We start from the raw sequence: 20,907 nt of genomic DNA, 5'->3' as shown, positions 1-20,907 counted from the left end.
TTGTCAGTGGCGTAGGGCAGCATCGGACGTGTGAGAGCCGCGCCCACGATCCTGCACCTCGACATGGATGCCTTCTTCGCCTCGGTGGAGCAGGCGTCCAAGCCGAGCCTGCGCGGGAAGGCCGTGATCGTGGGCGGGCTCGGCCCGCGCGGAGTGGTCGCCACCTGCTCCTACGAGGCGCGGGTCTTCGGAGTCCACTCGGCGATGCCCATGGCGCAGGCCCGGCGGCTCGCGCCGAACGCCGCGTATCTCGTGCCGCGCTTCGGGTTCTACCGGACGATCAGCGAGCAGGTCATGGAGCTGCTGCGGGCCCTGTCGCCGCTGGTGGAGCCGCTCAGCCTGGACGAGGCGTTCGTGGACCTGGAGGCCGGGGGAGCGGCCTGGGACGAGCAGTCGGCGCGCCTGGTCGGCACCCGGCTGCGGGCGGACATCCGGGCCGTCACCGGTCTCACCGGGTCGGTGGGGCTGGCCGCCTCCAAGATGCTCGCGAAGATCGCCTCCGAGCAGGCCAAACCCGACGGTCTCGTGCTGATCGAGCCGGGCACCGAGCGTGCCCTGCTCGCGCCCCTGTCGGTACGGACGCTGCCGGGTGTCGGGCCGGCGACCGGCGACCATCTGCGGCGCGCCGGCATCCACACGGTGGACGAGCTCGCCGAGGCGGGCGAGGACGAGCTCGTACGGCTGCTCGGCAAGGCCCACGGGCACGCGCTCCACGCGATGGCCCTGGCGCACGACGAGCGGCCGGTGGTGGCCGAGCGGGAGACCAAGTCCGTGTCGGTCGAGGACACCTACGACGTCGACATCCACGACCGGACGCGGGTCGGCCTGGAGGTGCAGCGGCTGGCCGACCGGTGCGTGCGCAGGCTGCGCGGGGCCGGGCTGTCGGGGCGGACGATCGTGCTGAAGGTGCGGCGGTACGACTTCTCGACGCTGACCCGCTCCGAGACGTTGCGCGGGCCCACCGACGATCCCGCCGTGGTGCGGGAGGCGGCTGCCCGGCTGCTGGAGTCCGTGGACACCACGGGCGGCGTCAGGCTGCTCGGGGTCGGGGTCAGCGGCCTCGCCGACTACACGCAGGAGGACCTGTTCGCGCAGACGGCGGGCGAGCACGCCGAGGAACTCGACGAGGAGCGCGAGGACGACGGGCCCGCCGAGCAGCAGCTGCCGGCCGAGCGGCGCTGGCCGGCCGGGCACGACGTACGGCACGCCGAATACGGGCACGGGTGGGTGCAGGGCAGCGGTCTCGGGCGGGTCACCGTGCGGTTCGAGACGCCCTGCTCCGGGCCCGGGCGGGTGCGCACCTTCCGGACGGACGATCCCGCTCTGGAGCCGGCCGAGCCGCTGCCGCTGGTCGCGCGAAGACCCGGCGACGCCGACGGGGGCACCAGGGCCGGTGGCGACACCGGGGCGACAGGCTGAGACGGGGCCCGGTCAGGGCCGCTCAGCTGTCGTCGGTGCCGGCCAGCTTGCCGAAGTCGCGGTCCGGGACCGGCGGAGGGGCGGCCGCGTCGAGACCGTAGTGGTGGTAGAGCTGGAGTTCCTGCTCGGGTGACAGGTGGCGGCCGACGCCGAAGTCCGGGGCGTCCCTGATCAGCGCCCGGTCGAAGGGCACGCGCAGGGTGCCCTCGACCAGCTCGCTGGGCTCCAGGGGGACGAAGGCGTCTCTGCCGAACAGGCCCGTGCGTATCGCCGCCCACTCGGGTTCACCGGTCGCGTCGTCGAGGTAGATCTCGTCCACCGTGCCGATCTTGGTGCCGTTGCGGTCGAACGCCTTGCGGCCGATCAGGTTGCGCGGATCGATGTCGGTCTGCACGGGCCCTCCACTTGGTCGCAACTCCTCCGTAAGCACTACAAAAGAGCACATTCGGGTCAGCGGCCACTCGAAGGCCCGTCCGTTGACCTCGCTGGTAGGCTGGCAACGGCTGCTGACCCCGTGCGGGAGAGTCCTCCGAACTCCACCGGAGGCGCCGAAGGAGCAAATCCTCCCCGGAATCTCTCAGGCCCACGTACCGCACGGACGAGGTCACTCTGGAAAGCAGGGCGGGTGTCGACGGCTTCCGCTCTCACCGACGGTGAAAGCCGGGTGCCCGCGGGCGGCCCGGTGAAGCTCTCAGGTTGAGATGACAGAGGGGGAGGCCGTCCGGGTACCCGCGCCGTGGTGCCCCTCGAAGGTCGCGTCAGACCAGGAGGCCTCCGCAATGACCGCCCATCGCATTCCGCTCTCCGAGCTCGAACAGGCAATCCCCTTCGAGCAGCGCCACATCGGCCCCGACCACGAGGCGCGGGCCAAGATGCTCGCGCAGGTCGGCTACGGCTCCCTCGACGAGCTGACGGCCGCCGCGGTCCCCGATGTGATCAAGAACGCCGACGCGCTGGACCTGCCGGACGCCCGCTCCGAGGCCGAGGTGCTGGCCGAGCTGCGCACCCTGGCCGACCGCAACCAGGTCCTCGGCTCCATGATCGGGCTCGGCTACTACGGCACGTTCACGCCGCCCGTCATCCTGCGGAACGTGATGGAGAACCCGGCTTGGTACACGGCGTACACGCCCTACCAGCCGGAGATCTCGCAGGGCCGCCTCGAAGCCCTGCTGAACTTCCAGACCGTGGTCGCCGACCTCACCGGCCTGCCGACCTCCGGCGCCTCGCTGCTCGACGAGGGCACCGCCGCCGCCGAGGCGATGGCGCTGTCGCGGCGCATGGGCAAGAACAAGAAGGGTCTGTTCCTGGTCGACGCGGACGCCCTGCCGCAGACCGTTGCCGTCATCCGGACCCGCGCCGAACCGACCGGCGTCGAGGTCGTCGTCGCCGACCTCAGCGACGGCATCCCGGCCGGGATCGCCGAGCGTGAGATCAACGGCGTGCTGATCCAGTACCCGGGCGCGTCCGGCGCCGTACGGGACATCAAGCCCGTCATCGACCAGGCCCACGAGCTCGGCGCGCTCGTCACGGTCGCCGCCGACCTGCTCGCCCTGACCCTGCTGAAGTCCCCGGGCGAGCTCGGCGCGGACATCGCGGTCGGCACCACACAGCGCTTCGGCGTGCCCATGGGCTTCGGCGGACCGCACGCCGGCTACATGGCGGTGCAGGAGAAGATGGCGCGCAGCCTGCCCGGCCGCCTCGTCGGCGTGTCCGTCGACGCCGACGGCAACAAGGCCTACCGCCTCGCGCTGCAGACCCGCGAGCAGCACATCCGCCGCGAGAAGGCCACCAGCAACATCTGCACCGCGCAGGTCCTGCTCGCCGTCATGGCCGGCATGTACGCCGTCTACCACGGCCCCGAGGGCCTGAAGGCCATCGCCCGGCGCACCCACCGGTACGCGACGATCCTCGCCGCGGGGCTCGCGGCGGGCGGCGCCGAGATCGTGCACGGCGGCTACTTCGACACGGTGACCGTGCGCGTCCAGGGCCGGGCCGCCCAGGTCGTCGCCGCCGCGCGCGACAACGGCGTGAACCTGCGCCTCGTCGACGCCGACCACGTCTCCATGGCCTGCGACGAGACCACCACGCGCGCGCAGATCGCCGCCGTGTGGGCCGCGTTCGGCGTCGACGGCGACGTCGAGGCGCTCGACGCGACCGCCGAGGACACGCTGCCCGAGGCGCTGCTGCGCACCGACGACTACCTCACGCACCCGGTCTTCCACCAGCACCGCTCCGAGACCGCGATGCTGCGCTACCTGCGCCGGCTCGCCGACCGCGACTACGCGCTCGACCGCGGCATGATCCCGCTGGGCTCCTGCACCATGAAGCTCAACGCGACCACGGAGATGGAGCCGGTCACCTGGCCGGAGTTCGGCCAGCTGCACCCCTTCGCGCCCGCCGAGCAGGCGCAGGGCTACCTCACGCTCATCCACGAGCTGGAGGAACGCCTCGCCGAGGTCACCGGCTACGACAAGGTCTCCCTCCAGCCGAACGCCGGCTCCCAGGGCGAACTGGCCGGTCTGCTCGCGGTCCGCGGCTACCACCGTGCCAACGGCGACGAGCAGCGCACGGTCTGCCTCATCCCCTCCTCGGCGCACGGCACCAACGCCGCCAGCGCCGTCATGGCCGGCATGAAGGTCGTCGTCGTCAAGACCGCCGAGGACGGGGAGATCGACGTCGAGGACCTGCGGGTCAAGATCGAGCAGTACCGCGACGAGCTCTCCGTGCTGATGATCACCTACCCGTCGACGCACGGCGTCTTCGAGGAGCACGTCGCCGACATCTGCGCCCAGGTGCACGACGCCGGTGGCCAGGTGTACGTGGACGGCGCCAACCTCAACGCCCTGGTGGGCGTGGCCAAGCCCGGCCACTTCGGCGGCGACGTCTCCCACCTGAACCTGCACAAGACGTTCTGCATCCCGCACGGCGGCGGCGGCCCCGGCGTCGGCCCGGTCGCCGTGCGTTCGCACCTCGCGCCGTACCTGCCGAACCACCCGCTGCAGCCCGAGGCCGGTCCGGAGACGGGCGTGGGCCCGATCTCGGCGGCGCCCTGGGGCTCCGCGGGCATCCTGCCGATCTCGTGGGCGTACGTCCGGCTCATGGGCGGCGAGGGCCTCGAGCGGGCCACGCAGGTGGCCGTGCTCTCCGCCAACTACATCGCCAAGCGCCTCGAACCGCACTACCCGGTGCTGTACACGGGCCCGGGCGGGCTGGTCGCGCACGAGTGCATCATCGACCTGCGTCCGCTGACCAAGGCGACCGGCGTCAGCGTCGACGACGTCGCCAAGCGGCTCATCGACTACGGCTTCCACGCGCCGACGATGTCCTTCCCGGTCGCCGGGACGCTCATGATCGAGCCGACCGAGTCCGAGGACCTCACCGAGCTGGACCGGTTCTGCGAGGCGATGATCGCCATCCGCGCGGAGATCGAGAAGGTCGGCTCCGGCGAGTGGCCCGCCGAGGACAACCCGCTGCGGGGCGCCCCGCACACCGCCGCCGCGCTCGGCGGGGAGTGGGACCACGCCTACAGCCGCGAAGTGGCCGTCTTCCCGGGCGACGTGAGGGCCGCGGACAAGTACTGGCCGCCGGTGCGCCGCATCGACCAGGCCTTCGGTGACCGGAACCTGGTCTGCTCCTGCCCGCCGCTGGACGCGTACGAGGACTGACCTCCCCGACGCACCGACGAGTGAGGGGCGCCGCCCGGCCGGGTGGCGCCCCTTCGTCTGTGTCACGCCGGGTAGGCGTGCGTCTGCGTCGCCTTCACCGTGGCCCACACCGGTGCGCCCGGGCGCAGGTCAAGCTCGGCCGCCGCGACCGTCGTGAGGTCGGCGGCGAGGGGCAGTTCGCCGGTGAGGCCCGCCCGGATCTGGTCGCCGTGGGTGTCCAGGCCCACGACCTCGCAGGCCCACACGTTGCGGGCGCTGGAGCCGGTGGGCCGCTCCCGGTGCAGGGTCACGGCGCCCGGCGGGAACGCCACGAAGACCGGGCCCGACAGGTCCTCCGTCGTGGTGATGGACGGGCCCGCCTCCAGCCGCACGGTGTGGCCGTCGGCCTGCCCGCGGTACAGGTTCAGGCCGACCAGCTGGGCGATGTAGTCGGTACGGGGATGCCGCGCGATGTCGGCCGGTGTGCCCTCCTGGACGACGCGGCCGTCCTCGACCACGACGAGCCGGTCGGCCAGCACCATGGCGTCCAGCGGGTCGTGCGTGACGAGGAGGGCGACCGCCTCGAACTCGGCCAGGTGACGGCGCAGCTGGGCGCGCACCTCCAGGCGGGTCCGCGCGTCCAGGGCCGCCAGCGGCTCGTCGAGCAGCAGCAGCCGGGGCCGGGTGGCCAGGGCGCGGGCCAGCGCGACGCGCTGGGCCTGGCCGCCGGACAGTCGGCGGGGTTTGGCGCCGGCGTGCTCGGCGAGGCCCATGCGGTCCAGCCACCGGGCGGCCTGCGCGCGGGCCTCGGCCCGGCTCGCCCCCCGGCAGCGCGGGCCGAAGGCCACGTTGTCCAGGGCGGTGAGGTGCGGGAAGAGCAGGTAGTCCTGGAAGACGACGCCGACCGGGCGGGACTCCGGAGGCGTACGGTCCAGGTCGGTGCCGTCCAGACGCAGATGACCGTCGCTGAGCGGGGCGAGACCGGCGAGTGCGCGCAGGGCGGTGGACTTGCCGGCGCCGTTCGGGCCGAGCAGGGCGACGACGTCACCGGGGGCCACCGTCAGCGTCACGTCGAGCCGGAAGGCGCCTCGGTCGACCACGAGGCGGGCGTCGAGCCCTTGTGCGGGGGCGGCCGCGGTGTCGGTCATGACGGCGTCATCCATCGGTCGCGCAGGCCCGCCAGGACCGCGATCGAGACCGCCAGCAGGACCAGGCTGAGGGCGATGGCCGCCGCCGGGTCGTTCTGCAGGGCCAGGTACACCGCGAGCGGCATGGTCTGGGTGCGGCCGGGGAAGTTGCCGGCGAAGGTGATCGTCGCCCCGAACTCGCCCAGGGCCCGGGCCCACGCCAGGACGGCGCCCGCGGCGATGCCCGGCGCGATCAGCGGCAGCGTGACCCGGCGGAACGCCGTGAACCGGGACGCGCCGAGCGTGGTGGCCGCCTCCTCGTAGCGCGGGTCTGCCGCCCGCAGGGTGCCCTCCACGCTGATGACGAGGAACGGCAGGGCCACGAACGTCTCCGCGACGACGACGCCGGCCGTGGTGAACGGCAGCGTGATGCCGAACCACGCGTCCAGCCACTGCCCGACGACGCCGTTGCGACCGAGGGCGAGCAGCAGGGCCACGCCGCCCACCACCGGGGGCAGCACCAGCGGCAGTGTCACCAGGGCCCGCACGAGACCGCGGCCGGGGAAGTCGGTGCGGGCCAGCAGCCAGGCCAGCGGCACCCCGACGACCAGGCTGAGCACGGTCGCCGCCGTGGCGCACACCAGCGACAGGCGCAGCGCCTCCCAGACCGCGGCGCTGGTCAGCTGGTCCGGGAGACTGCGCCAGGGGGTGCGTACCAGGAGGGCGATCAGCGGCAGCAGCAGAAACGCCAGGCCCGCGAGCGCCGGGACCAGGATGGGGAGCGGCACCCCGCGCCGCACCGGCCTGCGAGCGCCGGTACGACCGGTGCGGTCCCGTGGGGTCTTGTGGGCGCGGGTCACGGCCGGTGGAACCCGGCGTCGGTCAGCACCTTCTGTCCCTCGGCGGACTTGACGAGGGCGATGAAGGCCTTCGCCGCCCCGGGGTTGGGCGCGTTCCGGAGCAGGGCGATCGGACAGTCGTTGACGGCCTCGGCGGATTCCGGGAACTCCACGCCGTCCACCTTGTCACCCGCGGCCCGCACGTCCGTCTTGTACACGACGGCGGCGTCCGCCTCCTTCAGCTCGACCTTCGTCAGGGCGCTCTTGACGTCCTGCTCGTACGACACCGGTTCGAGCTTCAGGCCGCCGGCGTCCAGGGCGGTCTGCGCGGCGGCGCCGCACGGCACGGACGTGTCGCACAGGACGACCTTGAGGCCGGGCCGCGTGAGGTCCCTGAGGGAGGAGATCCGGTCCGGGTTGCCGGGCAGCGTGGCGATTTCGAGCTGGTTGCGGACGAAGGTGGCGGGGGTGCCCGCCACGTCCCCGTGGTCCGCGACGATCTCCATGGTGTGGGTGCTGGCGGCGGCGAAGACGTCCACGGGGGCGCCGCCGGTGATGCCGGCGGCCAGCGAGTCGCTGCCGCCGAAGCTGAACGTGACGTTCGTGCCGGGGTGGTCCTTCTCGAACCGCTCGCCCAGCGTCGTGAAGCTCTCCTTCAGCGAGGCGGCCGCGAAGACCGTGACCGTCCCGGAGACCTCGCCGCCGGACGCGCCGGAGTCCGGCGACGCGGCGGGGGAGCAGGCGCCGAGGGCCAGCAGCGCGGCGGCTCCCGCGCCGCCCGTCCGCAGGGCTCGACGGGTCCGGTGCGCGGATCGGGTCGTCACGGGTCAACTCCCTCTGGTACCTCTCGTACCTCTGGTCGCGGGGAGGCGCCGCAGGTCGCCGGGGAGCGCCACTCCGTCGTCACGATGATAGTTCCGCAGATGCGAGGCAGGAGTCTGTAGTCGTATCGCATGAGCCAAGGCTGGATGCGGTGCGCGTGCGCATGTGCGTTTCTACAGGAGCGGGCGGGAGCGGTCCGGTGCGGACGTACCGGTCAGGCGCGGTCGATGTGGACGTTCGTCGACTTCACGCGGGCCGTGGCCTCCATGCCGACCTCCAGGCCGAGTTCCTCGACGGCCTCGCGGGTGAGCAGGGAGACCAGCCGGTGCGGGCCGGCCTGGATCTCGACCTGGGCGGCGACGTCGCCGAGCTTGATCGCGGTGACGATGCCGGGGAAGGCGTTGCGGACGGAGGTGTACGGGGTGTCCTCCTCGGCGCCGCCCGCCTTGGCGAGTTCGACCGAGAACGCGGCCAGGTCCCGTCCGTCGATGAGCCGTCGCCCGCTGTCGTCGCGGTGGGTGGCCATCCGGCCGGCGTCCGCCCAGCGGCGCGCGGTGTCGGGGCTGACGCCGAGCAGCCGTGCCGCCTGGCCGATCGTGTAGGACTGCATGCGGTCACGATAGAGGGGCCGGCCGGTCCGGTCGCGCGTCGGCCGGGGGTGCCGTGCTGGCCCGGACGACCAGGTCGGTGCCCAGTTCGACGCGTGGTGCGTCGGGCTGTTCGCCGCGGGCCAGGCCCAGCACCGTACGGACGGCGAGCTTGCCCATGTCGGCGAGGGGCTGGCGCACCGTGGTCAGCGGCGGAGCCGACCAGCGGACCTCCGGAAGGTCGTCGAAACCGACCACGCTCATGTCCTCCGGCACCCGCAGTCCCCGTCTGCGCAGGGCCTCGATCGCGCCGAGCGCCATCTGGTCGCCGGCCGCGAAGAGGGCGGTGGGCGGCTCGGGAAGGTCCAGCAGGGCCGCGCAGCCGGTGAAGCCGGACTCGGGCCGGAAGTCGCCGGGCACGATCAGGGAGTCGTCGACGGCGATGCCCGCGCCCTCCAGCGCGGCCCGGTAGCCGTCGAGCCGGGCGCGGGAGCACAGCAGCCGGGGCGGTCCGGCGACGAGGCCGATCCTGCGGTGGCCCAGGGAGAGCAGGTGGGTGGTGGCGGCCAGGCCGCCGGACCAGTTGGCGGCGCCGATGGTCGGCACGTCCAGGGCGGGGGAGCCCGCCGGGTCGACGACCACCAGCGGGACGCCGAGCACCCGAAGTTCGTCGTGCAGGCCCGGCTCCAGCGCGGAGGTGACGAGGACGACGCCGTCGCAGGCGCGGGCGCGCAGATTGCGCAGCCATTCGCGGGCGGCGCCGGAGCGGCCGTTCATGGCCGACACGACGGTGCCGGCGCCGGACGCGTGGGCGGCCTCCTCCACGCCGCGCAGGATCTCCACGGCCCAGGGGCTGCCGAGGTCGTGGAAGACCAGGTCGAGCAGGGTGGCGCGGGTGGCCGAGGTGGCGGGGCGTCTGCGGTAGCCGTGCCTGCGGAGCAGGTCCTCGACCCGGGCGCGGGTCCCCGGCGACACGTCGGACCGGCCGTTGACGACCCGGGAGACGGTCGGGACGGAGACCCCGGCGCGGCGGGCGATCTCCGTGATGGTGACCTTCCCACGGTCCTCCGCGGCCTCCTCGGCGCCGGCCTCGCCTGCTGCCACTTCCCACCTCCGTCGACGGGTGCCGCGGCCGCCGCTCGCCGTGCGGCGGGGCTGCGAAACTTCCAGGAGTCTTCCGGAAGACGGGCGCCCGTGGAAGGAGCACTCCGGCTCCTGGAGGCGTTCGGCCTGGCGCAACGCTCGTGTGTGACAGGCGTGTCCGGCGACCGTCCGCGTCGGCGTCTCCGACGGCCGGGCGCGGATTCCGCACGGGGCGCTACGGTCGGTGACCGGGCCCGGACATACGTCAGGGCCGGTTCGCCGTGAGATCGCGGACCGGCCCCTCGTGTCTGCGGACGGTGTCGCGCGCCGCCCGTGGTGCGCTCAGACGGCGGTCGCGACCCGGCGGACGTCGGGACGGTGCGGGGCGATGATCCGGCCGTCGGGCAGGAGCTCACCGGTGTCCTCGAAGAGCACGACGCCGTTGCACAGCAGGCTCCATCCCTGTTCCGGGTGGTGCGCCACGAGACGGGCGGACTCCCGGTCGGCGGAGTGGGCTGAGGGACACGGTGGCTGGTGCTGGCACATGGGTGGGTTCTCTCGTCGTGTGTCGGTTGAGTGTGCTGTTGTCGCTGTCCTGCGGCGTGAAGACTCGTTCATGGCCGCCCCCCGTTGTGACAAGTCGGTCGGATCCCAGTGTTGCCCCACGGACGCCATTCCGCAGGGATTTCGCGGCACCGCTTCTCACAGGTTGATGACGCATCACCCGCCCGGACGGTTCAGTCCAACTGGCCTGTCACTTCGGGTGGTTCGCCGTGGTCGGTTGGGGCTAGTCCAGTCGGACGGCGGACCTCAAACCGCTCGTACGTGCAAGGCGATGCTCGCGCGAGCGGAAAAGTGCTCGCATGAGTGATGACGCGCTCGGCGGAGCGCCGTGCGGCTGCCGGAGAAACGGACTCGGCAACCCGCCGAAAACAGAAACGTACCCCGCCGCCCGGATTTCGGCGACGGGGTACGCGGTGCCTGCCGCGTCACACGGTCCGACGGTCGGCGGCCGGCGGCCGGAACCCTCGTGGCGGTCAGGCCGTCGGGCGGAGCAGCCGCGACGGGGTGGCGCGGTTGGTCAGCACCGGGATCAGGTCGGCGACCCGGTGCGGGCGGTGGGCGGCGATGCCGGGCGGCGCGGGCGCCAGCGGGACGAGCAGGTCGCCCGGGGCCGGATGACCGGTGCCCGCGTCCGCGGTGCAGTCGCCGTGCAGCCACAGCGTGAGCATGTACAGGCTCGGCAGGGACAGCAGGCGCGGCTGGTAGGGCTGCGGCACGGACTCGGCCTGCCGCAGCGCCCGCTCGGTCGAGGTGACGTAGGGGCCCTCGAAGAAGTGCGAGAAGGCCCAGCCGTCGGGGGTCAGCATGGTCTCCGCGGCGGCCACGGCATGGTCGCCGCAGCGGATGAGGAAGCGCCACCCGGTCAGCCTGGTGGCGGAGACGCCCTCGGCGGTGATCCGGTCGAGGACGTGCACCGGCAGTGGCAGCTCGGGGGTGGCCGGGCCCTGGGCGTTGCGCAGGGACGGGGTGCGGGCCTCACGGAGCGCGGTGGGCGAACCGAGCGCGGTGAGGACGGTGCGCAGGGCGGGCGCGGGAGCCGGGGACACATGCAGCGGCATGATGGGTCGCCTCTCATGAGAAGGCACGGTGGCGCGAGGGCGGGGGCGGACGACGCTGTCAGCACAAGGAAGCCAGAGAGGCAGGGGCCGGGTCTGTGCGTGGGGTGGTGGGTGAGGCCTGCCGCACATCACCTCGGCGGCAGGATCCCGCGACCGTGGGCGCCAACCTTCTGCCTTGTGCGCGGAGTTTATACGACGCCTGTTCAGCCAGTGTTTCGCCTAGCCGTTTTGAGCCCTCTGAACAAGGGTACATTCGGACGACGATACGCGAAAAAGATCCCGATTCCCGGGTGGTCGTTCGACGATGACCTCGGGGAATGACCGTCGAGCGGTCGGCCAATTGTCGTCGGCGTTTTTCACGAGTTCGCGCTGTGCCGAAAGTGTACGGCCTTCATGCCCCGTGAATGTGCCGCAGGCCATCGTCGACCAGAGTAGCGGTCGCCGGGTCCGCGCGGGACGTTATCGATCGCGTCGTCTGGGCATCATCCCACGTGACCCGGGACGCCGGCGGCCGATCGTCGGCCCGCCCATCCGAGGAAGGACGGTTCGATGGGGGAGAAGGTCGCGGCAGGCCAGTTCGACCTGTCCGATCGCCAGCGCTACCGCGACAAGCTCCGGCAGTGTCTGACGGGCCTGGAGCGGTTGCTGGAGGAGAAGCGGTTCGACCGCCCCAAGAACCTCATGGGGCTGGAGATCGAGCTGAATCTCGTGGGCGCCGACGGCATGCCGAAAATGTTGAATGCGCAAGTCCTGGAGCGCATCGCGAGCCGCGATTTCCAAACAGAACTCGCCATGTTCAACCTGGAAGTCAACATCGCGCCGCACCGGCTCGGCGGCCGCGTATTCGACCGGCTCGCCGAGGAACTCCGCACGTCGCTGGCATATGCCCACCGAAAGGCCGGGGAGGTGGACGCGGGAATCGTGATGATCGGCATCCTGCCCACGCTCGACCGCGACGACCTGGTGTCCTCCAACCTTTCGGACGTGGACCGCTACGCCCTGCTGAACGACCAGATCGTGGCCGCCCGCGGCGAGGACTTCACGCTGGACATATCCGGGGTCGAGCATCTCAACTGCACCTCGCGGTCCATCGCGCCCGAGGCCGCCTGCACCTCCGTGCAGCTGCACCTTCAGGTCACGCCGAACCGTTTCGCCGATGTGTGGAACGCGGCCCAGGCCGTCGCCGCCGCCCAGATCGCCGTCGGCGCCAACTCGCCCTTCCTCTTCGGCCGCGAACTGTGGAGGGAGTCCAGGCCGCCGCTGTTCCAGCAGTCCACCGACACCCGGCCTCCCGAACTCCAGGCCCAGGGAGTCCGGCCGCGCACCTGGTTCGGGGAGCGCTGGATCTCCTCCGCCCACGAACTCTTCGAGGAGAACCTGCGCTACTTCCCGGCGCTGCTCCCGATCTGCGACGACGAGGACCCGCTGGAGGTCCTGGACGCGGGCGGCGTCCCCAGGCTCGCCGAGCTCGTCCTGCACAACGGCACCGTCTACCGCTGGAACCGCCCGGTCTACGGCATCGCCGACGGCGTCCCGCACCTGCGCGTCGAGAACCGCGTCCTGCCCGCGGGCCCGACCATCACCGACGTCATCGCGAACGCGGCCTTCTACTACGGCCTGGTGCGTGCCCTCGCCGAGGACGCCCGGCCGGTGTGGACCCGGCTGCCGTTCGAGGCCGCCGCCGCCAACTTCGACGCCGCGTGCCGGCACGGCATCGACGCGCGCCTGACCTGGCCCCGGCGCGGCCGGTACGGCGGTACGCAGGAGGTCGACGCCGTCAGCCTGGTCCGCGACGAACTGCTGCCGCTCGCCGAGGCCGGCCTGGAGGCGTGGGGCGTCGAGCCCGCCGATCGCGACCTGTACCTGGGCGTGATCGAGGAGCGCTGCCGGCGCCGGGTCAACGGGGCGACGTGGCAGACGGCCACCTTCCACAAGGCCCTGGCGTCGGGCCTGTCCAGGGAGGCCGCGCTGGCCGCCACGACGCGGCGCTACTACGAGCTGATGCACCACGGCGATCCCGTGCACACCTGGCCCGTGGGGCTGCCGGAGCCGGTGCCGACGGCCTGAGCGCCGGCCGGCGGCACGAGGGCCGACGGCGCCCGCTTCATACTGATCCGGCAAGCTGGGACGTCCCAGGACGGCGACGTCCCGGGGCCGCGGTGCCCCTGCGACGTCGAGGCGGCGCCGGGGCCGGATCAGTCGAGTGGAGGCAGGCGTGCAGGCGCAGGACGACCCGGTGACCGGATCACATCCCGGGGAGCTGTCCCGGCGGACGCTCCGCTCCGAGACACTGCTCGTGCTGGCTCTCTCGCTCGGTGCCAGCGGGGTCTCCGCGCTGATCAGCTTCGTCGGGTCGGCGACCAAACCGGGCGGGCTGAAGGACCAGGCGGCCACGCTGAACGCCTCGGCCGCGCCGGGCCGCCCCTGGCTGGACCTGGCCTGGCAGCTGTTCGGCATCACCACCGCCCTGGTGCCCGTCGCGCTCGTCGCGCACTTCCTGCTGCGCGAGCACCGCAGCCTGCGCGTCATCGGCTTCGACCGCACCCGACCCTGGCCCGACCTGGGCCGCGGCGCCGCCGTCGCGGCGGTCGTCGGCAGCACCGGCATCGCCTTCTACCTCGCCGCGCGCGGCCTCGGCTTCAACCTCACCGTGGTGCCCGAGGCGCTGCCCGACGTGTGGTGGAAGCACCCGGTCCTGATCCTGTCCGCGATCCAGAACTCGGTCCTGGAGGAAGTGATCGTCGTCGGCTACCTGCTGCGCCGGCTCGGGCAGCTGGGCTGGACGCCGGGCGCCGCGCTGGCGGCCAGTTCCGTGCTGCGCGGCTCCTACCACCTGTACCAGGGCATCGGCGGCTTCGTCGGCAACCTGGTCATGGGCCTGGTCTTCGTGTACCTGTACCGGCGCTGGGGCCGCGTGGGTCCCCTGGTGGTGGCGCACGCGCTGCTCGACATCGGGGCGTTCGTCGGCTACGCGCTGCTCGCGGGCAAGGTGGACTGGCTCCCGACGGCCTGAGACGTCGAGCGGGGGGCGTACGGCGAGTCGTACGCCCCCCGCGGCGTGACGCGCGGACGCCGTACGCCCCCTGCGGCACGACACGCGGTGCGGGGCCTACGCGAGCAGGTCGCCCTCGATCACCGTGACCGCGTGCCCGGTCAGCAGCGTGCGGTCGCCGCGCAGCTCCGTGCGGACGCGGCCGGCGCGGGGCGAGGCCTGGAGACCGGTGAGGGCGGGCCGGCCGAGGCGCTCCGACCAGAACGGGGCCAGGGCCGTGTGGGCGCTGCCGGTGACGGGGTCCTCGTCGATGCCGACGTTCGGGAAGAAGCAGCGGGAGACGAAGTCGTAGCCCCGGGACGGGTCCTGCGCGCGGGCGGTGGCGATGACGCCGCGCTCGGAGAAGGCACCGAGGGCCCGGTGGTCCGGGGTCAGGCCGCGGACCGTCTTCTCGTCGGCGAGCTCGATCAGCAGGTCGCCGACGTTCGGGCCGGTGTCGAGGACGGCGCGCGGCTCGGCGCCCAGGGCCTCGGCGACGCCGGCCGGGACGTCGACCGGGGTGAGCGGGGCGGTCGGGAAGTCCAGGGTGATCGAGCCGTCCTCGGCGGGCGTCGCGACCAGGACGCCGCTGCGGGTGGCGAACCGCACCGGGCCCTCGTGGGCGCCCGTGCTGTGCAGGACGTGGGCGGTGGCGAGCGTGGCGTGCCCGCACATCGCGACCTCGGTGGCGGGCGTGAACCAGCGCAGCGCCCAGTCGGCCTCGCCGCCCGCCGGCAGGCGGTGGGCGAACGCCGTCTCGGCGTGGTTGACCTCCAGGGCCACCTTCTGCAGCCAGTCGTCGGCGGGGAAGGCGTCGAGCAGCAGGACGCCGGCGGGGTTGCCGGCGAAGGGACGGTCGGTGAAGGCGTCGACGATTCGGATGCGCATGCCACGACGCTAGGGCCTGCGGGAACCCGCGGGCCAAGGCCAATCCGGGAGCGCCGGCCCGGTTTTCGCGTGCGGGGCCGCCGCCGGTGCCCGGTCTTTCCCGTCCCCGCGCGGGCCGGGGGCGGGCCGGGGGCGGACCGCCGAGAGGCCCAGTCCTGCCACTCGGTGCCGCCGTACATCCAGTGGGACATCGGGCAGCGCGATTGACGCCCTGCCAGGGCCGGGCGAGCCGCGGTCAAATCGTTCGGCACCTCACACGGGACGAACTAACGTCCGCCGCATGAGAGTTTCCGATCTTCCCCCGCCTCTGGGCAGTCTGACCTTCCACGGACCGCTCTCCGAAGACCGCGCCGGGCGCATCGTCGCGCGGCTCGCCGGTGTCTCGCCCGCCACCGTCCTCGACATCGGCTGCGGCTGGGGCGAACTACTGCTCCGCGTCCTGGAGGCCGTCCCGGGATCGACCGGGGTGGGCCTCGACATCAACGCCGAAGACCTGGCCAGGGGCAGGGACCTCGCGAAGGCGCGCGGACTCGCCGGGCGGGTCGAGTTCGCCGAGGAGTCGGCCCTCGGCACGCCACGTGGACCCGTCGACGCGGTGCTCTGCCTGGGGGCCGGCCAGGCGCTGTGCGACCCCGGGCAGCCGTACGATCCCGGTGTCGTCCTGCGCGAGCTGCGCAGGCTGGTCCGCCCGGGCGGGCGTGTCGTCCTCGGCGAGGGCTTCTGGGAGCGTTCCCCGACGGACGCGGAACTCGCGGCGATGTGGCCCGGGGCGCACGCGGGCGACCACCTGAGGCTCGGACCGCTCGTCGACCTCGCTGTCGAGTCGGGCTTCCGGCCGGCCTGGATCGAGTCGGCGAGCCGTGAGGAGTGGGAGGAGTTCGAGTCCGGCTACCGCCATGACACAGAGCTCTGGCTCGCCGCCCACCCGGACCACCCCCTCGCCGCCGAGACCCGCGAACGAGTCGACCGCCAGCGGTCGTCCTGGGTGAACGGCTACCGCGACGTCCTCGGCATCGCGTATCTGACGCTCGTACCGGTCGTCTGACGCTCGTACCGGTCGCCGGGAGCGGGAACGCCCTCCCGTCCGGTCCCGGCATTGCCGTGCCAACTGTTCCGATATATCGTTGAAGCATCGCGACTGATCAACGATGGAGTGGAGTGATGGCGATGCGCAGCCACGGGTTCGAGCGTGGACACGGGTACGGCGACCACGGGCGCGGTGGGTTCGACGGGCGGCGTGCCGCCTTCGGTCCCTTCGGGCCGGGTTTCGGTCCCGGGCCGTGGGGCGGCCGAGGGCGCGGCGGGCCGAGGGGGAGGGCGCGGCGCGGTGACGTACGCGCGTCGATCCTGGCCCTGCTCAAAGAGCGGCCGATGCACGGCTACGAGATGATCCAGGAGATCGCCGAGCGCAGCGGCGGGGCGTGGAAGCCCAGCCCCGGATCGGTGTACCCCACCCTCCAGTTGCTGGAGGACGAGGGGCTGATCGCCAGTGAGAGCGACGGCGGCAAGAAGCTGTTCGCGCTCACCGACGCGGGACGCACCGCGGCCGAAGAAGGTCCCGAGGCGCCCTGGGAGGAGGCCTCGCGCGGCGTCGACTGGGAGGCCCTCACCGAGATCCGCCAGGCCGGCTTCGGTCTGATGGAGGCCTTCGGCCAGGTCTGGAAGACCGGCAGCAAGGACCAGCGGGACAAGGCGCTCGCCGTCATCAACGACGCGCGCAAGAGGCTGTACCTGATCCTCGCCGACGAGGACTGACGGCCGCGGGAGCGGAGGCGCCGCACCGGGGGCGCGGGAACGGGCGCCGGGTTGGCTCAGCCGACCCGGCGTATCTCCGCCGCGTCGAAGACGTCCCACGCGCGCGGGAGCCGGCTCTCGTCGTGGCAGTGCCAGGCCTCCCAGAACAGGTCGGCGAGCAGTGCGTCCTCCGGGGCGTACACCCGGTACACGTACTGCCTGCCGTCGACGGCCGGTAACGCCACCAGCCAGCCAGAGCTGTCCATCGCAGTGTTGGACGAACGACGCGGGCCGAAAGTTGCCTGCGGGGCGCGACGCAAGGCGGCGCGCGCCCCCTTGGGGAAAAATGACGTGATCTCCTCCGCAGGGAGGAGATTCGGCCACTGGGTGTCCACTTCCCGTGGGACGCCAAGATGCTTCCCGCCGGGGATGCCCCGGGCCGGGGTCGGCTGATGGGGTGGGAACGTGCAACCCGGTACCCCCAGGCAGCCCGCTCGCGAGCAGGGCCTGCCGCCTTCCGACAACGATGCCGAGCTCAGCGACGAGCTGGCCGCGGTGGTCGGCGGCGCGCGCCGCAGGGCGCTCCGGGACGGAGACCGCCAGATCGACACGGCCCATCTGCTGCACTCGCTCCTGGAGTACGACTTCGACGTGCGGGCCGTCTTCGGCGACGGGCCGCACATGGCGCGGCTCCTCGGCTACCTCGTGCAGCGCAGCATCGGCTACGGCCTGCGCTGGCAGAGCGGCGTCGAGGACTCCGGCGCCGTGCCCGGCGGCGCGGACGCCGAGGGCCTCTCGCCGCTCGCGGCCGGTGCCATGGACTACGCCCGGGACCGTGCCGTTCAGCGGGGCGCCCCACGCGCACGCGGCGTCGACCTGCTCGCCGCGATCGTCGTGGACCCGCAGTCGCGGGCCGTCGAGGTGCTGGCGCGCGCCGGGATCGACCCGGTCCAGGTGTTCGCGCGGATCGACAAGTACGCGGAGGGACCCGTCGAGGGCGCGCAGAACGTCGGCGGGCCCGCCGCGGACCCCGCCAAGGGCGGCGACACAGCCGCCCGCTGAACCCTCGCCCGCTGCCGGTGCCCGGGGCGCTCGGCGGCCACCCGGCACCGGCGCGCCGCGTCCAGTCGCTGAGACAGGTGTCTAAGGGGATGACGCTCCTGTCGTCGCCTGTCATCATGTGCCGGTGCATACGTCTGAGAGCAGTCAGGGCGGCGGAAAGGGCATGGGGCTCGGCCTCGCGCTCGCGTCCGCCGTCGCCTTCGGGGGATCGGGTGTCGCGGCCAAGCCGCTGATCGAGGCGGGCCTGGACCCGCTGCACGTGGTGTGGCTGCGGGTCGCGGGCGCGGCCCTGGTGATGCTGCCGCTCGCCGTGCGCCACCGCGCGCTGCTGCGCCGCCGCCCCGGACTCCTCGCGGGGTTCGGACTGCTGGCCGTGGCCGGTGTCCAGGCCTGCTACTTCGCGGCGATATCCCGCATCCCGGTCGGCGTCGCCCTCCTCGTCGAGTACCTGGCCCCCGCGCTCGTGCTCGGCTGGGTGCGGTTCGTGCAGCACCGCCCGGTGACGCGCGCCGCCGCCCTCGGCGTGGTCCTCGCGGTCGGCGGACTCGCCTGCGTCGTCGAGGTGTGGGCGGGCCTCGGCTTCGACGCCATCGGCCTGCTGCTCGCGCTCGGCGCGGCCTGCTGCCAGGTCGGCTACTTCGTCCTGTCCGACCAGGGCAGCGACGCCGGCGACGAGGCGCCCGACCCGCTCGGTGTCATCGCGTACGGCCTCCTCGTCGGGGCCGCCGTCCTGACCGTCGTCGCCCGGCCCTGGAACATGGACTGGGCGGTGCTCGCGGACACGGCCTCCATGGACGGCACGCCGGTCGCGGCCGCGCTGCTGCTGTCCTGGATCGTCCTCGTCGCCACGGTGCTCGCGTACGTCACCGGCGTCGTCTCCGTGCGCCGGCTCTCGCCCCAGGTCGCGGGCGTCGTCGCCTGCCTGGAGGCGGTCATCGCGACCGTGCTGGCCTGGGTGCTGCTCGGCGAGCACCTGTCGGCGCCGCAGCTCGTGGGCGGTGCGGTCGTGCTGGTCGGCGCGTTCATCGCGCAGTCCTCGACGCCCGCCAAGGGCTCCGGCGAGCCGGTCGCGAGCGGCGGCGCCGAAAGGGAGTTGTCCGCCCGGGGAACGGCCACCTAAGGTGCTGATCATGCATTCGAACGCGCTCGTCCTGCCGCCTCCGGCCGGTTGAGGCGGGCCCTCCCGACACCGCGCCCGGCGAGCCGCCGGGCCGGACGGTGCTGCCCGCAGACGAAGTCACCGGACCCCGCTCGGCGGTGGTCCCTTCCCACTTCCGCGTGACGACGCGCCTTGCCGCGCGTCGCGCGCATCTGCGGAGAGAACAACGTGTCGAATGCCGTTTCCGGCCTGCCCGTCGGGCGAGGCCTGCTGTACCTGATCGTCGCCGGAGCCGCCTGGGGAACCGCGGGCGCCGCCGCCTCGCTGGTCTACCGCACCGGCGACATGGGGCCCGTCGCCCTGTCGTTCTGGCGCTGCGCCGCCGGACTCGTCCTGCTGCTCGCCGCCCGGCTGCCGCGCCGCCGCGCCCGCACCGCCACGGCCGGGACGCTCGGCCGCAGGGCGCGCCGGGCCGGGATCACGGGCGTCGGGCTGGCCGTGTTCCAGACGGCCTACTTCGCGGCCGTGGAGGCGACCGGCCTCGCCGTCGCCACCGTCGTCACGCTCGGCGCGGGCCCCGTGCTCATCGCGCTCGGCGCGCGCCTGACGCTGGGGGAGCGGCTCGGCCGCGGCGGGCTCGCCGCCGTCGCCGGGGCGCTCGCCGGGCTGGCCGTGCTCGTGCTCGGCGGCGGTGGCACCACCGTCCGGCCGTGGGGCGTCCTGCTCGCGCTGCTGTCGGCGGCCGGGTACAGCGCGATGACGCTGGTCACGCGCCGGTGGGGGCGCGACGGCGGGGCGGACGCCGCCGCCACCTCCGTCGGTGCCTTCGCGGTGACGAGCCTGTGCCTGCTGCCGTTCGCCCTCGCCGAAGGTCTGTTCCCGCACACGGACGAACCCGCCCGGCTGGTGTGGCTGCTGGCCTACATCGCCGCCGTGCCCACGGCACTGGCCTACGGCCTCTACTTCGCGGGCGCGGCCGTCGTACGGTCGGCCACCGTGTCCGTGATCATGCTGCTGGAGCCGGTGAGCGCGGCCGTGCTGGCCGTCGTGCTGCTCGGCGAACACCTCACGGCGGCCACCCTGGCCGGGACGCTCCTGCTGCTCGCCTCGGTCATGGGGCTCGCGGTGGCGGAGGCGAGGGACGCCCGCACGCGAGCCGAACGGCCCCTGCCGGCATGACGACCGGGGCCGCGGAATCCGCACCGGTACGGATTCCGCGGCCCCGGCGCCGTCACAAGGCCGCCAGATAGTCGGGCAGGTCGGTGCCGGGCGCCAGGCCGGGGTCGGCGACGGGGGTGTCGTAGCCCTTGCGGAGCGGGACGATGCCCGCCCAGTGCGGGAGGGAGAGGTCCTCGGGCTCGTCGTTCACGCCGCCGGTGCGGAGCTTGGCGGAGACCTCGTCGAGGTCGAGGCGGATCACGGCGGTGGCGGCCAGCTCCTTCTTGTTGGCCGGCCGCGAGTCGGCGGCGCGACCCGGCACGACGTGGTCGACCAGCGCGTCCAGGGCCTGCCGCTTCTCCTCCGGGTCCGTCACGTCGTGGGCGACGCCGTGGACCACCACGGAGCGGTAGTTGATCGAGTGGTGGAAGGCCGAGCGGGCGAGGACCAGCCCGTCGACGTGCGTGACCGTCAGACAGACCGGCAGCCCCGGGTCGGCCTGGCCGGCCGCCCGCAGCGGGCGCGAGCCGGTCGAGCCGTGCACGTACAGCCGCTCGCCGACCCGGGCGTACAGCGTGGGCAGCACGACCGGCGCGCCGTCGCGGACGAAGCCCAGATGGCAGACGTACGCTTCGTCGAGTATCGCGTGCACCAAGTCCTTGTCGTACCTGGCCCGGTCCGCGGAGCGGGTGGGGACGGTGCGGTCGGTCGGCGAGTAGGCGGCGGGCTGCGACGGCGTCCGCGTGGTCCCCTGCATGGCGCTCTCCAATGTACTAGTGCATAATTGGGTTT

20 protein-coding genes and 1 riboswitch are annotated in these 20,907 nt (G+C 73.2%); of the genes, 9 read left to right on the top strand and 11 right to left on the bottom strand.

The window, feature by feature from the left end; all coding sequences use genetic code 11:
• Positions 1 to 30 precede the first annotated feature (30 nt).
• Positions 31 to 1,419, top strand: coding sequence for a DNA polymerase IV (locus QC282_RS03995; RefSeq protein ID WP_279547761.1), 1,389 nt, complete (start codon positions 31 to 33; stop codon positions 1,417 to 1,419).
• A gap of 22 nt (positions 1,420 to 1,441) precedes the next feature.
• Here the strand turns inward: QC282_RS03995 and QC282_RS03990 are convergent, their stop codons facing one another.
• Positions 1,442 to 1,813, bottom strand: coding sequence for a PRC-barrel domain-containing protein (locus QC282_RS03990; RefSeq protein WP_279547760.1), 372 nt, complete (start codon positions 1,811 to 1,813; stop codon positions 1,442 to 1,444).
• A gap of 113 nt (positions 1,814 to 1,926) precedes the next feature.
• Positions 1,927 to 2,022: riboswitch (glycine riboswitch) on the top strand.
• A 176-nt stretch (positions 2,023 to 2,198) separates the two neighbouring features.
• On the opposite strand from QC282_RS03990, the gene gcvP reads away from it, so the two are divergent.
• Positions 2,199 to 5,084 carry an aminomethyl-transferring glycine dehydrogenase gene (gene gcvP, locus QC282_RS03985; RefSeq protein ID WP_279547759.1) on the top strand — a complete coding sequence of 962 codons (2,886 nt, stop codon included), beginning with the start codon at positions 2,199 to 2,201 and terminating at the stop codon, positions 5,082 to 5,084.
• Between the two features lie 62 nt (positions 5,085 to 5,146).
• Here the strand turns inward: gcvP and QC282_RS03980 are convergent, their stop codons facing one another.
• The 7 genes from QC282_RS03980 to QC282_RS03950 form a co-directional block, all read right to left on the bottom strand.
• Positions 5,147 to 6,211, bottom strand: coding sequence for an ABC transporter ATP-binding protein (locus tag QC282_RS03980; RefSeq protein WP_279547758.1), 1,065 nt, complete (start codon positions 6,209 to 6,211; stop codon positions 5,147 to 5,149).
• Positions 6,208 to 6,990 (bottom strand): ABC transporter permease, encoded by a 783-nt coding sequence (locus tag QC282_RS03975; protein WP_279547781.1) that lies wholly within the window; start codon positions 6,988 to 6,990, stop codon positions 6,208 to 6,210. The genes QC282_RS03980 and QC282_RS03975 overlap by 4 nt, the downstream gene beginning before the upstream one ends.
• Before the next feature lie 56 nt (positions 6,991 to 7,046).
• Positions 7,047 to 7,853: a molybdate ABC transporter substrate-binding protein gene (gene modA, locus QC282_RS03970; protein WP_279547757.1), complete on the bottom strand. Its 807-nt coding sequence runs from the start codon at positions 7,851 to 7,853 to the stop codon at positions 7,047 to 7,049.
• A 212-nt stretch (positions 7,854 to 8,065) separates the two neighbouring features.
• The gene (locus QC282_RS03965) at positions 8,066 to 8,461 is read right to left on the bottom strand and encodes a helix-turn-helix transcriptional regulator (RefSeq protein ID WP_279547756.1); all 396 of its coding nucleotides are present in this window, start codon (positions 8,459 to 8,461) and stop codon (positions 8,066 to 8,068) included.
• Positions 8,462 to 8,465: 4 nt separating this feature from the next.
• Complete coding sequence (locus QC282_RS03960) at positions 8,466 to 9,542, bottom strand: LacI family DNA-binding transcriptional regulator (protein ID WP_279547755.1); 1,077 nt, start codon at positions 9,540 to 9,542, stop codon at positions 8,466 to 8,468.
• A gap of 321 nt (positions 9,543 to 9,863) precedes the next feature.
• A complete protein-coding gene (locus QC282_RS03955) occupies positions 9,864 to 10,067 on the bottom strand; it encodes a DUF5999 family protein (RefSeq protein WP_279547754.1) in 204 nt (67 codons plus the stop codon).
• Between the two features lie 491 nt (positions 10,068 to 10,558).
• Positions 10,559 to 11,143, bottom strand: a complete 585-nt coding sequence (locus QC282_RS03950) for a hypothetical protein (RefSeq protein ID WP_279547753.1) — start codon at positions 11,141 to 11,143, stop codon at positions 10,559 to 10,561.
• A gap of 549 nt (positions 11,144 to 11,692) precedes the next feature.
• Between QC282_RS03950 and QC282_RS03945 the strand changes: the two genes are divergently transcribed.
• Both QC282_RS03945 and QC282_RS03940 read left to right on the top strand, forming a co-directional pair.
• Positions 11,693 to 13,210, top strand: coding sequence for a glutamate-cysteine ligase family protein (locus tag QC282_RS03945; RefSeq protein ID WP_279547752.1), 1,518 nt, complete (start codon positions 11,693 to 11,695; stop codon positions 13,208 to 13,210).
• 148 nt (positions 13,211 to 13,358) lie between these two features.
• Complete coding sequence (locus tag QC282_RS03940) at positions 13,359 to 14,156, top strand: type II CAAX endopeptidase family protein (protein ID WP_279547751.1); 798 nt, start codon at positions 13,359 to 13,361, stop codon at positions 14,154 to 14,156.
• Positions 14,157 to 14,252: 96 nt separating this feature from the next.
• Here the strand turns inward: QC282_RS03940 and QC282_RS03935 are convergent, their stop codons facing one another.
• Positions 14,253 to 15,062 carry a PhzF family phenazine biosynthesis protein gene (locus QC282_RS03935; protein WP_279547750.1) on the bottom strand — a complete coding sequence of 270 codons (810 nt, stop codon included), beginning with the start codon at positions 15,060 to 15,062 and terminating at the stop codon, positions 14,253 to 14,255.
• Positions 15,063 to 15,342: 280 nt separating this feature from the next.
• Here QC282_RS03935 and QC282_RS03930 point away from each other — a divergent pair, with 280 nt between their 5' ends.
• Together QC282_RS03930 and QC282_RS03925 are read left to right on the top strand one after the other, a co-directional pair.
• Entirely contained in the window at positions 15,343 to 16,107 is a 765-nt protein-coding gene (locus tag QC282_RS03930; RefSeq protein ID WP_279547749.1) for a class I SAM-dependent methyltransferase, read from the top strand.
• A gap of 122 nt (positions 16,108 to 16,229) precedes the next feature.
• Complete coding sequence (locus QC282_RS03925) at positions 16,230 to 16,817, top strand: PadR family transcriptional regulator (RefSeq protein ID WP_279547780.1); 588 nt, start codon at positions 16,230 to 16,232, stop codon at positions 16,815 to 16,817.
• Between the two features lie 56 nt (positions 16,818 to 16,873).
• Here QC282_RS03925 and QC282_RS03920 read toward each other — a convergent pair whose 3' ends face one another.
• Positions 16,874 to 17,062, bottom strand: a complete 189-nt coding sequence (locus QC282_RS03920; protein WP_279547782.1) for a hypothetical protein — start codon at positions 17,060 to 17,062, stop codon at positions 16,874 to 16,876.
• A 199-nt stretch (positions 17,063 to 17,261) separates the two neighbouring features.
• On the opposite strand from QC282_RS03920, the gene QC282_RS03915 reads away from it, so the two are divergent.
• The 3 genes from QC282_RS03915 (at position 17,262) to QC282_RS03905 (ending at position 20,136) form a co-directional block, all read left to right on the top strand.
• Positions 17,262 to 17,858 carry a Clp protease N-terminal domain-containing protein gene (locus QC282_RS03915; RefSeq protein ID WP_279547748.1) on the top strand — a complete coding sequence of 199 codons (597 nt, stop codon included), beginning with the start codon at positions 17,262 to 17,264 and terminating at the stop codon, positions 17,856 to 17,858.
• Positions 17,859 to 17,976: 118 nt separating this feature from the next.
• The gene (locus QC282_RS03910; RefSeq protein WP_279547747.1) at positions 17,977 to 18,978 is read left to right on the top strand and encodes a DMT family transporter; all 1,002 of its coding nucleotides are present in this window, start codon (positions 17,977 to 17,979) and stop codon (positions 18,976 to 18,978) included.
• A 207-nt stretch (positions 18,979 to 19,185) separates the two neighbouring features.
• The gene (locus QC282_RS03905) at positions 19,186 to 20,136 is read left to right on the top strand and encodes a DMT family transporter (protein WP_279547746.1); all 951 of its coding nucleotides are present in this window, start codon (positions 19,186 to 19,188) and stop codon (positions 20,134 to 20,136) included.
• A gap of 52 nt (positions 20,137 to 20,188) precedes the next feature.
• On the opposite strand, the gene QC282_RS03900 is transcribed toward QC282_RS03905, so the two are convergent.
• Positions 20,189 to 20,872: a pyridoxamine 5'-phosphate oxidase family protein gene (locus tag QC282_RS03900; RefSeq protein WP_279547745.1), complete on the bottom strand. Its 684-nt coding sequence runs from the start codon at positions 20,870 to 20,872 to the stop codon at positions 20,189 to 20,191.
• Between the last annotated feature and the right edge of the window lie 35 nt (positions 20,873 to 20,907).

This window comes from Streptomyces sp. DH24 (assembly GCF_029813775.1).
Taxonomy (GTDB): Bacteria; Actinomycetota; Actinomycetes; order Streptomycetales; family Streptomycetaceae; genus Streptomyces.
This window is presented reverse-complemented; position numbering and strand designations above follow the sequence as displayed.

Bases quoted from the DNA above. Each gene is read 5' to 3' on its own strand.
- QC282_RS03980 (WP_279547758.1), bottom strand. From the start codon at position 6,211: ATGACCGACACCGCGGCCGCCCCCGCACAAGGGCTCGACGCCCGCCTC.
- QC282_RS03925 (WP_279547780.1), top strand. From the start codon at position 16,230: ATGCGCAGCCACGGGTTCGAGCGTGGACACGGGTACGGCGACCACGGG.
- QC282_RS03965 (WP_279547756.1), bottom strand. From the start codon at position 8,461: ATGCAGTCCTACACGATCGGCCAGGCGGCACGGCTGCTCGGCGTCAGC.
- QC282_RS03920 (WP_279547782.1), bottom strand. From the start codon at position 17,062: ATGGACAGCTCTGGCTGGCTGGTGGCGTTACCGGCCGTCGACGGCAGG.
- QC282_RS03935 (WP_279547750.1), bottom strand. From the start codon at position 15,062: ATGCGCATCCGAATCGTCGACGCCTTCACCGACCGTCCCTTCGCCGGC.
- QC282_RS03900 (WP_279547745.1), bottom strand. From the start codon at position 20,872: ATGCAGGGGACCACGCGGACGCCGTCGCAGCCCGCCGCCTACTCGCCG.
- QC282_RS03950 (WP_279547753.1), bottom strand. From the start codon at position 11,143: ATGCCGCTGCATGTGTCCCCGGCTCCCGCGCCCGCCCTGCGCACCGTC.
- QC282_RS03955 (WP_279547754.1), bottom strand. From the start codon at position 10,067: ATGTGCCAGCACCAGCCACCGTGTCCCTCAGCCCACTCCGCCGACCGG.
- QC282_RS03930 (WP_279547749.1), top strand. From the start codon at position 15,343: ATGAGAGTTTCCGATCTTCCCCCGCCTCTGGGCAGTCTGACCTTCCAC.
- gcvP (WP_279547759.1), top strand. From the start codon at position 2,199: ATGACCGCCCATCGCATTCCGCTCTCCGAGCTCGAACAGGCAATCCCC.
- QC282_RS03945 (WP_279547752.1), top strand. From the start codon at position 11,693: ATGGGGGAGAAGGTCGCGGCAGGCCAGTTCGACCTGTCCGATCGCCAG.